The sequence below is a fragment of the Paenibacillus tarimensis genome, from assembly GCF_021532315.1.
Taxonomy (GTDB): Bacteria; Bacillota; Bacilli; order Paenibacillales; family Paenibacillaceae; genus Paenibacillus_I; species Paenibacillus_I tarimensis.
In genome coordinates, this window is the sequence record NZ_JAKGAO010000007.1 from 83,738 (window position 1) to 96,830 (window position 13,093).

The window sequence follows — 13,093 nt, forward strand, 5'->3', positions numbered from 1 at the left end:
TCTTCTATATAAAATAAAGAATGATCCTTACAATCTTAAGATGATCATCTCAATTCGCAGGCAGGTTGCGGTATTCAACTTCGACACCGGCCTCTATATAAGGCTGGGCGGCTGATTCAGTCAGGCCGCTGTCCGTTATAATCCGGCTGACATCCCTCAGCTCTGCGAAGGTGCGCAGGGCAAACTGCCCGAATTTGTGATGGTCGGCCACCACATAAGTGGTGCGTGCCGATTCCAGCAGTGCCCGCTTGAAGGCGATCAGGTCACCTGTATAGATCGAGTAGCCATACTCCGGATGGACACCGGTGGCGGACAGGAAGGCCTTCTGGACATTCAGGCTGCGGACATAGCTTTCAGCTTCCGGTCCGGTCAGCATATTGCGAACCCGGTAGCCGCCGGGGACGACAAGCCGGATATCGGGCTTGCGTGCCAGCTCGCCAATGATATAGACATCATTCGTGATAACGGTAAGCGGTATGTTGTCGAGACGGCGGGCAATCTCCAGCGTTGTTGATCCGCCGTCAAGCGCGATGATGTCCTTCGGCTCGATATAGCGGAGCGCGCGCTCCGCTACCTGAGCCTTCTCATCGCTGTGCTTGGCGACAGGCTCCTTGGCCGAGAGAATGCCAAGCTGCTCGCTCTGAGCGAGCACAGCGCCGCCATGCACGCGCACCAGCAGCCCCCGTTCCTCCAGCTTGGCGAGATCCTCCCGGATCGTCTTGCCTGTCACCTGCAGCTGGTCGCTTAAATCCGCAACCGTAACCTCCTTGCTGGCAAGGAGCTGTTCCATAATGGCTTCATATCGTCGTAATGGGTTCACCTGATTCGCATCCGTTCTGTGTACATTTTATAGGTAATTGTACCATAACGATTGAGAGATGATTAACGCAGGTCCTTCATGGCTACCATATCCATATCGTCGAAAATCTGATTCTCGCCGGCCATACCCCAGATGAAGGTATAGTTGGATGTGCCTACGCCGCTGTGGATCGACCAGCTGGGCGAAATGATAGACTGCTCGTTGCGCACGACCAGGTGACGGGTTTCCTGCGGCTCGCCCATGTAGTGGAAGACTACGCCGTCTTCCGGCATATCGAAGTAGAAGTACACCTCGGCGCGGCGGTTATGGGTGTGGCAAGGCATGGTATTCCACATGTTGTTCGGCTTCAGCATCGTCAAACCCATGACCAGCTGGCAGCTTTGGATACCGCCGCCGTGAATGAATTGGTAGATGGTGCGTTCATTCGAATTAGCGATGCTGCCGAGATGCTTCGGATTCGCTTCGCTGATGGATGCTTTCACAGTCGGGTACTGCTTGTGTGCCGGTGCTGAGTTGAAATAAAACTTGGCAGGGGAAGTTGAATCCTTGCTGCTGAACGCTACATCCTTGGCGCCAAGACCAATGTAGAGGCAGTCCTTGGTCTCCATGTCATAGGAAGTGCCGTCCACGGTTACCGTACCGGCTCCGCCGATGTTGATAATTCCGATTTCGCGGCGCTCGAGGAAGAAATCTGCACCCATTTCCTTTTTGTCGGCTTCAAGCTTGACTGAACCGTTCACCGGCAGGACGCCGCCAACGATAAAACGATCCACATGTGTATACGTAAGATTCAGTTGATTCTCGGTGAACAGAGACTCGATTAGAAATTCCTTGCGAAGACGGGTAGTATCAAAGCTCTTAACCTCATTCGGATGGGAAGCGTAACGGATTTCCATTTGTCCAGCACTCCTTCTGGGTTTATATTGGTTTAAAATAAGTTCATTTACGTTTACTCTACTCCACATATGGGCGTTTGGCAAGTGTTTCTGGTATAATCTGTGAGCGGTTGCATAAAGAATGAAAACGCAGTGCAGGAGTCATGGATTTAGAGCGTAACAGGGCACACAGGCAGATTGGTATCAGGCCAGAACCCTGTTCACACGAGCGGCTAGAACAACAGGTGCACATCGTTCTTGAAAATGTGAGATTCTTGATTATAACGCAGTAGATAACGGTCAATAGCCGGTAAACATAGAAGAAGAATAAGAATTCTATTAAAATTCATCCCGCTTTTGGAGGACTAGTGTCGTTTTGTATTTCCCTGTAATGGGAAATTAACTAAAACATTGGAAAGTTATTCGTGCGGGTTAAGTTGTGCACAGAATATTGGCGAAGAAATGTCTCACTTAACAGATGTGCGTACAAGTTAGCTTGTGCTATAATGACTGTAAATAAAGGAAGGGCCCGGGTGGAATAATGGGAACTAGGGAAACACCAAAATATATGCAGCTGCGGGATGAGATCATGGTGTCCCTGCAGGCCGGCAGATGGAAGCCGAACGAGCAGATGCCCTCCGAGCATGAGCTCGCAGCCAAGTATGAAATGAGCAGGCAGACGGTCAGGCAGGCGCTTGGTGAGCTGGAGAAGGATGGCTGGCTGTACAGACTGCAGGGCAAGGGGACGTTCGTCTCGCCTCGCACAGGAACCCGGCCCCAGCGGGAAGTGCAGACTGTGGGGATGATTACGACCTATATATCCGATTACATCTTCCCGCATATCGTCCGCGGTGCGGAAGCGGTGCTCAGAAGCAGGGGGTACGGTCTGCTGCTGTCCAGCACGGATAATGACAAGGCCAGGGAAACGCAGAGTTTGAGGATGATGCTGGGCCAGCCCCTAAGCGGATTGATCGTAGAGCCGACGAAGAGTGCACAGGGTAATCCAAATCTGCCTGAATACTTGAACCTGCAGGATCACATGGTGCCGTTCCTGATGATTAACGAACGGTATCCGGATCTTGACTGCCCTTGTCTGAAGGTAGACGATGAGGCGGGCGGCTTTAAAGCGGCAGAGCATCTGATCCAGCTTGGCCACCGCAAGATAGCCGGATTCTTCAAGACGGACGACCTGCAGGGAACGAACCGGATGAAGGGCTTCGTCCGTGCGCATAGGCATTATCAGGTGCCTATGACACCGGATGCGGTCACCTTTTACACATCGGAGGAAAAGGCAGCCAAGCCGGTAGAGACAGCGAAAGCCATGCTAAGCCGCCCGGACCGTCCAACTGCATTCGTCTGCTATAATGATGAGCTGGCGCTTACGCTGCTTGGCACAGTCAGAGAGCTGGGACTAAGTGTGCCGGATGATTTATCCATGATTGGATTTGACGACTCGACGCTTGCTGTTGCATCCGAAGTGAAGCTGACGACACTGACGCATCCGAAGACGGAGATGGGAGCTGCGGCTGCTGAACTTCTCCTCGATCTGATCGAAGGACGCCGGACTATGCCGGCAGAGGACATCTTATACGAACCGGAACTGATTATCCGGGAATCCACCAAGGAGCCGCAGCTGGTGCTGTAGCTCTTTTTTTAGAACTTGTATGTACCAGTTGTGAATTTACGATTTAATTGTTGAAGATAGGTACGTACAAGTGTATAATGAGAAACATCAATAACCGTCTTTCGAGAGGAGTGGACAAATCGTGCTGGAGCAGTTGAAGCAGGAGGTCCTTGAAGCTAACCTGGATCTTCCCAAGTATAAAATGGTTACGTTTACATGGGGTAATGTAAGCGGCATTGATCGTGAGAGCGGTCTTGTCGTCATTAAGCCAAGCGGTGTCCCTTATGAAGAGTTGAAGCGTGATGATATGGTCGTTGTTGATCTGGACGGTAAGGTGGTTGAGGGCAATTTGAAGCCTTCTTCCGATACCCCGACGCACGTTGTGCTGTATAAGGCTTTTCCTAATATTGGCGGTGTCGTTCATACCCATTCGCCATGGGGTACAACATGGGCGCAGGCGGGCCGGGGCATTCCAGCCCTGGGCACGACGCATGCGGATTATTTTTACGGAGAAATTCCTTGTACCCGCCTGATGACGGAAGCTGAGATCAAGGGCGCTTATGAGCTGGAGACCGGCAATGTTATTGTCGAGACATTCCGCGAACGCGGCATCGACCCGGATATGGTTCCGGGCGTACTGGTTAACTGCCATGCGCCATTCACATGGGGCAAGGATGCACACACGGCTGTTCACAATGCGGTTGTTCTGGAGGAAGTTGCCAAGATTGGTCACCGTACGGTACACCTGAATCCTGAGGTTCAGCCGATGGACCAGGACCTGCTGGACCGTCATTTCCTGCGCAAGCATGGTAAGAATGCCTACTACGGTCAAGGTACCGGCAGCGGCAAATAATTGCTCTGCAGCCTGTGCGAGTGAATAGGATAAGGGCAGAGCACCGTACAGAGAACGGATAGCCGGCGGGGGAGGCGGGACATGAGCAGCACAACGTACGCAATCGGAGTGGACTACGGCACGCAGTCCGGCCGCGCTGTCCTGGTAGACCTTGCAGATGGTACGGAGGTTGCGGATCACGTAACACCATACCCGCATCATGTTATTGACGAGAAGCTGCCGGAATCGGGTATAAGGCTGGAGCACGATTGGGCGCTGCAGCATCCGGGTGATTATCTGGAGGTGCTGAAGCGGTCGATACCGGCAGTCATGAGGGAATCCGGTGTGGACCCGGCTGATGTGGTCGGCCTGGGGATCGATTTCACAGCGACGACCATGCTGCCGGTCAATGAAGCGGGCGAAGCGGTCTGCCTCCTGCCGGAATACAGAGATAACCCGCACAGCTGGGTTAAGCTGTGGAAGCACCACGCCGCGCAAGAGGAAGCGAATCTGATCAACGAGATCGCGAGGAAGCGCGGCGAGAAGTTTCTTGCACGTTACGGCGGCAAGACTTCATCGGAATGGATGATTGCGAAGATCTGGCAAATACTTAACGAAGCACCGGATATCTATGAGAAGACTGACCGCTTCCTGGAGGCAGCGGATTGGGTGGTCTTGAAGATGACCGGCAGCTTCACACGCAATAGCTGCACATCCGGGTATAAGGCGATCTGGCACAAGCAGGACGGCTATCCCGGCAAGGATTTCTTCAAAGCGCTTGATCCGCGTCTCGAGAACCTGACCGAAACGAAGCTGCGCGGCGACATTCTGCCGCTCGGCAGCAAGGCGGGTGAGTTGACGGAAGAGATGGCGGAGGCAATGGGACTTCGTCCCGGCATCGCCGTGGCTGTCGGCAACGTCGATGCGCATGCAGCTGTGCCGGGTGTCGGTGTTGTTGAGCCAGGCAAACTGGTCATGGCGATGGGTACGTCGGTCTGCCATATGCTTCTGGGTGAGAAGGAGATCGCGGTTGAAGGCATGTGCGGCGTTGTGGAGGACGGGATCATTCCCGGATATCTGGGCTATGAAGCCGGGCAGCCGGCAGTAGGCGATATTTTCGAGTGGTATGTGGAGGAAGCGGTGCCGGCCTATGTGAAGGAAGCCGCGGCTGATGAAGGCATCGGCGTTCACGAATACCTGACGAGACTCGCATCGGCGTATAAGCCGGGACAGACCGGTCTGCTCGCGCTTGACTGGTGGAACGGTAACAGGTCTGTCCTTGTCGATACGGATTTGACCGGCCTGATTGTCGGGATGACACTTCTGACCAAGCCGGAAGAGATCTACCGTGCACTGCTGGAGGCAGCAGCATTCGGCACCCGAAAGATCGTGGACGCATTCCAGGACAGCGGTGTTCCGGTTAACGAGCTGTTCGCGTGCGGTGGTCTGCCGCAGAAGAATGCGCTGCTGATGCAGATCTACGCGGATGTAACGAACCGTGAGATCAAGGTTGCGGCATCGAAGCAGACACCTGCTCTAGGTGCGGCTATGTTTGGCGCCGTAGCGGCCGGCAGTGCTAATGGCGGTTATGATTCCATCGTGGATGCTGCCCGCAAGATGGCCCATGTCCAAGAGGAATCCTACAAGCCGATTCCTGAGCATGTCGCGGTCTACGATAAGCTGTACCGGGAATACACCAAGCTTCATGATTATTTTGGCCGCGGCGGGAACACTGTCATGAAGGTACTGAAGTCGATTAAGGCAGATGCTGCTTCCCGTTAAGGATATCGGGTGCAGTGAATCTGCTGATGATATTATCTAATGATGCATACATCCAAGGAGGATATTTAGCCATGTTGAACGTAAAAGCCTATAAGTTTTGGTTCATTACAGGAAGCCAGCATTTGTACGGTCCAGAGACACTGGAGCAGGTAGCGGATCACTCGCGCAAAATCGTGGAAGGCCTGAACAAAGCAGGTCTGCCGTATGAAGTGGTATTCAAGCCGGTTGTGAAGACAACTGAAGAAATCCGTCAAGTTATGGTCGATGCTAACAGCGATGCAGACTGTGCAGGTGTTATCACCTGGATGCACACATTCTCGCCATCCAAGATGTGGATCTCCGGCCTGTCGCTGCTGAACAAGCCGCTGCTTCACCTGGCTACTCAGTACAACCGTGATATCCCTTGGGATTCCATTGATATGGACTTTATGAACCTGAATCAGGCAGCACACGGTGACCGTGAGCACGGCTTCATCGGCGCTCGCATGGGCATCGCCCGCAAAGTGATTGTCGGATACTGGGAAGACCAGCAGGTTCAAGGCAAAATCGGCGGCTGGCAGCGTACAGCGGCTGCGTTCGCTGAAAGCCGCACACTGAAGGTTTGCCGCTTCGGCGACAACATGCGTAATGTAGCAGTTACTGAAGGCGACAAGGTCGAAGCCGAGATCAAGTTCGGCTGGTCCGTTAACACCTACGGCATCGGCGATCTGGTTGAGCGCATCAACGCGGTTTCCGACGAAGAAGTGAACCGTCTGATGGAGCTGTATGCTGAGAAGTATGAGATTGTAGTTAAGGATGACGCACAGCGCAGCAACATTGCTGAACAAGCCCGTATTGAAATCGGCATGCGTTCCTTCCTAGAAGAAGGCGGATTTACAGCGTTCACGACAACCTTCGAAGACCTGCACGGCATGAAGCAGCTTCCGGGCCTGGCAGTTCAGCGCCTGATGGAAGACGGCTACGGCTTCGCCGGCGAAGGCGACTGGAAGACAGCCGCTCTCGTACGCCTGATGAAGATCATTGCAGGCAATGAAGGCACGTCCTTCATGGAAGATTACACGTATCACCTTGACCCGCAGAACGAGCTCGTACTGGGTTCCCACATGCTTGAGATCTGCCCGACAATCGCAGTCGACAAGCCAAGACTGGAAGTACATCCACTGGGTATCGGCGGCAAGGAAGATCCGGCACGTATGGTGTTCAACGGCCGTTCCGGCGCTGCTCTGAACGCATCCATCATCGACATGGGCAACCGTTTCCGCATGCTGGTTAATGAAGTTACGGCTGTTGAGCCTAAGGAAGCGATGCCGAATCTGCCGGTAGCACGCGTACTGTGGCAGGTGCATCCGAACCTGAAGGACGGCGTAGAAGCTTGGATTCTCGCTGGCGGCGCTCACCACACTGGCTTCTCCTATGTGGTAACAACCGAGCAGCTGCAGGACTTCGCTGAGATGGCTGGCATCGAATGTGTTGTCATCGACAAGAGCACGGTTCCGACTGCATTCCGCAACGAGCTGCGCCTGAACGATATCGCTTGGAAGCTTCGTTAAGCTTCGCTGCTAGGTACAGGTTTTGAATCAAGCTGCAGATGACTGGTCAGGCATGCTATGCTGTCTGCCTGTACTGCGGTGAACAATAGATCAATTGCAAGCTGTCCCGGCTCAGAGTTAGAGCGGCCGGGGCAGTTTTTTTGTGTCCAAACCGTGGAGGCATTCCTTTTTGCTGGAAAACTAGTAAACTGTTTAGTAGGTTAATCATTAAAGAAGCTAAACAGTATTAACAGGGGGCGGGAAAGATGCAGAATATGAATAAGCTGCGCAGCATGGGAGTTCAGGCTCCTAAAGGGGCAGCGAGAAAAAGCTATCTGGCCAGTAAGATCAGGCAGGCGAATGCCTTTTATAACGATAGGGAGACGAAGGACCTGAAGTTCAAGAAGCTTGGAGCCAGCTCCTTTTCCTTCTTTCGTGGGACGCCGGATATTTTTTTCTATGATCTGGACAAGTACATAATCGTTCCCGAAGAATGGAAGGGGCAGTCCGGTCTTACGACCTGGGTGCAGGGCGACGCTCACATTCAGAATGTAGGCTTCTACCATAATAGTGAGGGTGAATGTGTGTTTGATCTTAATGACCTGGACAGCGCCTTTATCGGTCCCTTCTATTGGGACCTGCTCCGTTTCCTGACCAGTCTCTTCCTTGAGCGGGATAACAGCGGGCAGCTGGCCGATCTGCCGGACGAGAAGCTGAAGCAGAGCGCGCTGGTCTTCCTGGATGCCTACCGGAGCACGCTGGCTGATGTGAACTGTGCAAGCATTCCGTCAACGGCCGAGCTGACCAAGGAGCGGTTGAAGGGCTTCACACGCCGCGTGATGAAGGAGCTGGCCAAGGGCAGCCATGCATCGCTGCTTGATAAGTGGACGAAGGTGAAGGACGGAGTACGGGTGCTCCGCAGACGCAAGACGAAGTACCGGGCGCTTAGCGAAGAGGAGAGACAGCAGTTCGAGGCGGCCTGGCACAGCTACCCGGCTTCGCTGGCTGAGTTTGCGGAGGACAGGCTGTCGGTGAGCCCGGGCTACTGGCGCATCAAGGATGTGGCTTACCGGATCAACCAGGGTACGGCAAGCCTGGGAACCACGCGGTATCACGTGCTGCTCGAAGGCTCGCCGGATGGCCCGGACGGAGATATTCTTCTGGATGTAAAACAGCAGCTTCCTCCGCCGATGCTGGCTGCGGATCAAGCGCTGCGGGAGCGGTATGAAGAGCTGTTCGGACACCGGCATGGTGAGCGTGCACGGGTGGCTCATGATGCGCTGACGGGCGATAAGGACCTTTATGCAGGCGTGCTGACGTTAGATAACGTGGAATACGCTGTGCGCAGCATATCTCCCTTCAAGGGAGATTACACAGATGTCGGCGGCTTTGGCGGCCAGAAGGATCTGGATAACTATCTGTCTCATGCTGGCCAGGCCTATGCGCTCGCCCATGCGCGTTCAGATAACAGTTTCCATGCCGGGTATGTGCCACACAGCTTCGAGGATGCATTTGCTGCCGCAATGGATGATGAAGCCTGGAGCAGGTTTTGCGACGAGCTGCTTGAACTGTCGTTCCAGTATTATGAACAGGTCAAGTCCGACTACCAGCTGCTTGCAGGAGATTTGCTGAGTGGTACCCTGCTGGGCACTCATGCATAATCTGGTTAACAGCTGGCTTTTGGGCGGGCGGGAAAAATGTCATTTTTTCTGAGACACAATTATTGTATAGTAATTCACGGGAATAGTTACTAGAGAAGGGGATAGGATTCATATGGGAGGACAGGGAGAGCCGATCATCCGGTTTGAAGGCGTGACGAAGCGGTACGACGACGATACGGTCGTGCTGGATAATGTCAGCTTCGAAATCGAACGCGGCAAGTTTTACACGCTGCTTGGACCGTCCGGCTGCGGCAAGACAACGATACTCCGCCTCATCGCTGGTTTTACGGAACCATCGGAAGGCAACATCTGGCTTAGCGGACGCAATGTTAACCGGGTCCCTGCCAACAAACGTCAGGTGAACACCGTATTTCAGGATTATGCGCTCTTTCCGCATCTGAATGTGTTTGAGAATGTGGCATTCGGACTGCGAATCAAGCGGCTGAACAAGCAGATCATAACGGAGAAGGTCAGGGAGGCGCTGCGCTTCGTTAACCTGGCGGGCTATGAGAGCCGTGAAATCTCCGAGATGTCGGGCGGTCAGCGGCAGCGGGTAGCGATAGCCAGGGCCATCGTCAACGAGCCGGAGCTGATTCTGCTGGATGAGCCGCTGTCAGCGCTCGATCTGAAGCTGCGGACGGAGATGCAGTATGAGCTGCGCGAGCTGCAGCGCAGTCTCGGCATTACCTTCATCTTCGTCACTCATGATCAGGAAGAAGCGCTGGCGATGTCGGACGAAATCTTCGTGCTGAACCACGGCAAGATCCAGCAGAGCGGCACGCCGATTGATATATACGATGAACCGATCAACCGCTTCGTTGCGGATTTTATTGGAGAATCCAACATTGTATCGGGCACGATGCTGGAGGACTACCTGGTCGAGTTTACCGGCCGGCGGTTTGAATGTGTCGATGGCGGCTTCCGTCCGAATGAGACGGTGGATGTGATCATCCGTCCCGAGGATCTGGAAGTGACGGAGCCGGAGGCCGGGCAGCTTCAGGTTAAGGTTGATTCCCAGCTGTTCCGCGGCGTGCATTACGAGATCTGCTGCTATGACTCCGCAGGCAATGAGTGGCTGGTGCATTCGACCCGAAAGGTGACAGTTGGCGCCGAGATCGGCCTGGCTTTTGGCCCGGAAGCGATTCATATCATGCGGCACGGCGAGACAGAGGAAGCCTTCGACAAGCGGCTGGAGGCCTACCAGGGAGCCGGACATGCGGAATAGCCTGAAGAATGTTTATCTGATTCCATACTGCTTATGGATTCTGCTGTTCGTCGTGGCCCCAATTGTTCTTATCGTCTATTATTCGCTGTTTGATATTGAAGGGAATTTTACATTCGCCAATTATGCGAACTTCTTCACGCCCGTCTATATGAAAATGACGCTAAGCTCGTTCTGGTATGCGTTCCTCATTACGCTGTTCTCGCTGCTGATCGCATACCCGGCGGCTTACCTCTTGACGAAGACGAAGCATAAGCGGCTGTGGCTGATGCTGATTATTTTGCCATCGTGGATCAATTTGCTGCTGAAGGCATATGCCTTCCTGGGCATCTTCGGCACCTACGGGGCAGCGAATGCGCTGCTTGAGGTTCTGGGCATCGGGAGCCAGCAGATCCTGTTCACCGATTTCAGCTTCGTGTTCGTCTCGGTCTATATCTTCATTCCTTTCATGATCCTGCCGGTCTTCAATGCGCTGGAGGAGATGAATGCCGGACTTATCGATGCGGCCCGGGATTTGGGTGCGAGCGGCTGGACGACCTTCCGGCGTGTGGTGGTGCCGCTGACGATGAACGGGGTAAAAGCAGGCTGCCAGGCGGTCTTCATCCCGGCGCTGTCGCTGTTTATGATCACACGGCTCATCGCAGGCAACCGCGTAATCACGCTCGGGACGGCGATTGAGCAGCATTTTCTCGTTACACAGGACTGGGGGATGGGCGCAACGATCGCTGTATTCCTGATTATTGCCATGGCAGCCATTATGGTGCTGACCGGCGGCAGAAAGCGGGGGACCCAAGCATGAGAAATAAATGGAGACCCGCCAACCTGTATCTGGTGGCTGTATTTGTGGTGCTGTATGCGCCGATCTTCTATCTGATGTTCTACTCCTTCAACAGCGGCGGGACGATGCACGGCTTTGAGTCCTTCACGTGGGAGTGGTATGCGGAGGTGTTTCAGGACACGCGCCTGCTGATCATCGTCTTGAACACGCTCGTTATTGCGCTGTTGTCGGCTGCCATCTCAACCATTCTTGGCGTCGTAGGCGCGCTGGCCATTACACATGTGCGGAGACACCGCAGAAGAAAAGCGTTGCTGTCGCTTAACAATGTGCTGATCGTCAGCCCGGATGTCATTATCGGCGCTTCGTTCCTGATATTGTTCACGATGATCGGCATTCGTCTCGGATTCACATCCGTGCTGCTGTCGCATATTGCGTTCAGTGTGCCGATCGCAGTGCTGATGATTCTGCCGAAGCTGGAGGAGATGAGCCCGACGCTGGTAGATGCCGCACGGGACCTTGGCGCAAGCCGTCTCGATGTGCTGACGAAGGTTATTCTGCCGTTTATCCGGCCGGGCATATTTGCCGGCTTCTTCATGGCGCTGACCTATTCGCTGGATGACTTCGCGGTAACGTTCTTCGTAACAGGCAATGGCTATGCGACGCTGGCGGTGGAGATTTATTCGCGGGCAAGGCAGGGGATATCCCTCTCCATTAATGCGCTGTCGACGCTGATCTTCCTGTTCACGGTCATTCTGGTGATCGGTTATTACTTCATCAACCGCCGGGGCGCCAAGCAGGTCGGATGGGAGGCGGGCAAATGAAGCAGCTGGTCCAGATCTTTGCGGCGGTTATTATTTTCGCCCTTGGCCTGCAGTACCTCGTTGTTTACCTGAATGCGGAGCAGGGCTATTCGGGCGATAACACGCTGACTGTCTACAACTGGGGCGATTATATTGAGCCTGAGCTGATTGAGGAGTTTGAGGAGGAGACAGGAATCAAGGTAATCTACCAGACCTTCGATTCGAACGAGGCTATGCTGACGAAAATTCAGCAGGGCGGCACGACATACGATATTGCGGTTCCTTCGGAGTACGCGATCAGCAAGATGAAGGAAGAGGAGCTGCTGCTGCCGATTGATCATAGCCTGGTCCCGAATTTGAAGTATATAAACCCAAGATTCCTGGATCTCTCCTTCGACAGAGGGAACGAGTACTCGATTCCTTATTTCTGGGGAACGGTGGGCATTATCTATAACGCTTCGCTGCTGCCGGAGGGAATGGAATTCGACAGCTGGGATGATCTGTGGGATGACCGGCTGGACAATCAGATTCTGCTTGTCGACGGCGCGCGCGAGGTGATGGGCTTCGCTCTGAACAGTCTTGGCTATTCGCTGAACGACACGAACGAAGAGCATCTGCAGGAGGCCAAGCGCAAGCTCAACGAGCTGACGCCGAATGTGAAGGCTATCGTGGGCGATGAGATCAAGATGCTCCTGGCAGGCGAGGAAGCCGGGGCAGGGGTTGTATGGTCGGGTGATGCAGCAGAGATTATGGGTGAGAACGATAACCTTGACTACGTGATTCCGAAGGAAGGCTCGAACCTGTGGTTCGATAATATGGTAATTCCGAAGACAGCGCGTAATATAGAAGGTGCCCATAAGTTCATTAACTTCATGCTGGAGCCGGAAAATGCGGCCCGTAACGCCGAATATGTCGGCTATTCCACACCGAACCAGGCGGCGCTGGAGCTGCTCCCTGAGGAAATATCCGAGGATGAGCGCTTCTATCCGGATGTGGAGCTGACAGAGCGGCTGGAGGTCTACCGTAACCTGGGCAAGCGGATGCTGGCCCATTATAATGAATTGTTCCTGGAGTTTAAGATGCATCGTAAGTAAAGTAAGAGGCTGAGATCGGCGCTGCTGCAAGTGTGACGCCGCTCTCAGCCTATTTAGTTTGGGAAAGCTACAAGGC

General features: G+C 53.9%; 11 protein-coding genes. 9 read left to right on the top strand and 2 right to left on the bottom strand.

The window, feature by feature from the left end:
* Window positions 1-49: 49 nt before the first annotated feature.
* Together L1N82_RS07050 and kduI are read right to left on the bottom strand one after the other, a co-directional pair.
* Window positions 50-820: a DeoR/GlpR family DNA-binding transcription regulator gene (locus L1N82_RS07050; RefSeq protein ID WP_235286682.1), complete on the bottom strand. Its 771-nt coding sequence runs from the start codon at window positions 818-820 to the stop codon at window positions 50-52.
* Window positions 821-882: 62 nt separating this feature from the next.
* A complete protein-coding gene (gene kduI, locus L1N82_RS07055; protein WP_235286683.1) occupies window positions 883-1,716 on the bottom strand; it encodes a 5-dehydro-4-deoxy-D-glucuronate isomerase in 834 nt (277 codons plus the stop codon).
* A 520-nt stretch (window positions 1,717-2,236) separates the two neighbouring features.
* Here kduI and L1N82_RS07060 point away from each other — a divergent pair.
* From L1N82_RS07060 to L1N82_RS07100, 9 genes are all read left to right on the top strand, one after another.
* Window positions 2,237-3,340, top strand: coding sequence for a GntR family transcriptional regulator (locus L1N82_RS07060; protein ID WP_235286684.1), 1,104 nt, complete (start codon window positions 2,237-2,239; stop codon window positions 3,338-3,340).
* A 121-nt stretch (window positions 3,341-3,461) separates the two neighbouring features.
* Window positions 3,462-4,172, top strand: a complete 711-nt coding sequence (gene araD / locus L1N82_RS07065) for an L-ribulose-5-phosphate 4-epimerase (protein ID WP_328284448.1) — start codon at window positions 3,462-3,464, stop codon at window positions 4,170-4,172.
* An 81-nt stretch (window positions 4,173-4,253) separates the two neighbouring features.
* Entirely contained in the window at window positions 4,254-5,933 is a 1,680-nt protein-coding gene (locus tag L1N82_RS07070) for a ribulokinase (RefSeq protein WP_235286685.1), read from the top strand.
* A gap of 71 nt (window positions 5,934-6,004) precedes the next feature.
* Window positions 6,005-7,483, top strand: a complete 1,479-nt coding sequence (gene araA / locus L1N82_RS07075; RefSeq protein ID WP_235286686.1) for an L-arabinose isomerase — start codon at window positions 6,005-6,007, stop codon at window positions 7,481-7,483.
* 245 nt (window positions 7,484-7,728) lie between these two features.
* Window positions 7,729-9,123 carry a DUF2252 family protein gene (locus L1N82_RS07080; protein WP_235286687.1) on the top strand — a complete coding sequence of 465 codons (1,395 nt, stop codon included), beginning with the start codon at window positions 7,729-7,731 and terminating at the stop codon, window positions 9,121-9,123.
* 112 nt (window positions 9,124-9,235) lie between these two features.
* Window positions 9,236-10,348: an ABC transporter ATP-binding protein gene (locus L1N82_RS07085; protein ID WP_235286688.1), complete on the top strand. Its 1,113-nt coding sequence runs from the start codon at window positions 9,236-9,238 to the stop codon at window positions 10,346-10,348.
* Window positions 10,338-11,144, top strand: coding sequence for an ABC transporter permease (locus L1N82_RS07090; RefSeq protein ID WP_235286689.1), 807 nt, complete (start codon window positions 10,338-10,340; stop codon window positions 11,142-11,144). The genes L1N82_RS07085 and L1N82_RS07090 overlap by 11 nt, the downstream gene beginning before the upstream one ends.
* On the top strand, window positions 11,141-11,944 hold the full coding sequence (locus L1N82_RS07095; protein ID WP_235286690.1) for an ABC transporter permease: 804 nt from the start codon (window positions 11,141-11,143) through the stop codon (window positions 11,942-11,944). The genes L1N82_RS07090 and L1N82_RS07095 overlap by 4 nt, the downstream gene beginning before the upstream one ends.
* Complete coding sequence (locus tag L1N82_RS07100; RefSeq protein ID WP_235286691.1) at window positions 11,941-13,017, top strand: ABC transporter substrate-binding protein; 1,077 nt, start codon at window positions 11,941-11,943, stop codon at window positions 13,015-13,017. Before L1N82_RS07095 ends, L1N82_RS07100 begins: the two co-directional genes overlap by 4 nt.
* Window positions 13,018-13,093 lie beyond the last annotated feature (76 nt).

Excerpts from the sequence above, each read along its gene's own strand:
- kduI (WP_235286683.1), bottom strand. The coding sequence starts at position 1,716 with ATGGAAATCCGTTACGCTTCCCATCCGAATGAGGTTAAGAGCTTTGAT.
- L1N82_RS07060 (WP_235286684.1), top strand. The coding sequence starts at position 2,237 with ATGGGAACTAGGGAAACACCAAAATATATGCAGCTGCGGGATGAGATC.
- L1N82_RS07070 (WP_235286685.1), top strand. The coding sequence starts at position 4,254 with ATGAGCAGCACAACGTACGCAATCGGAGTGGACTACGGCACGCAGTCC.
- araA (WP_235286686.1), top strand. The coding sequence starts at position 6,005 with ATGTTGAACGTAAAAGCCTATAAGTTTTGGTTCATTACAGGAAGCCAG.
- L1N82_RS07080 (WP_235286687.1), top strand. The coding sequence starts at position 7,729 with ATGCAGAATATGAATAAGCTGCGCAGCATGGGAGTTCAGGCTCCTAAA.
- L1N82_RS07085 (WP_235286688.1), top strand. The coding sequence starts at position 9,236 with ATGGGAGGACAGGGAGAGCCGATCATCCGGTTTGAAGGCGTGACGAAG.
- L1N82_RS07090 (WP_235286689.1), top strand. The coding sequence starts at position 10,338 with ATGCGGAATAGCCTGAAGAATGTTTATCTGATTCCATACTGCTTATGG.
- L1N82_RS07095 (WP_235286690.1), top strand. The coding sequence starts at position 11,141 with ATGAGAAATAAATGGAGACCCGCCAACCTGTATCTGGTGGCTGTATTT.
- L1N82_RS07100 (WP_235286691.1), top strand. The coding sequence starts at position 11,941 with ATGAAGCAGCTGGTCCAGATCTTTGCGGCGGTTATTATTTTCGCCCTT.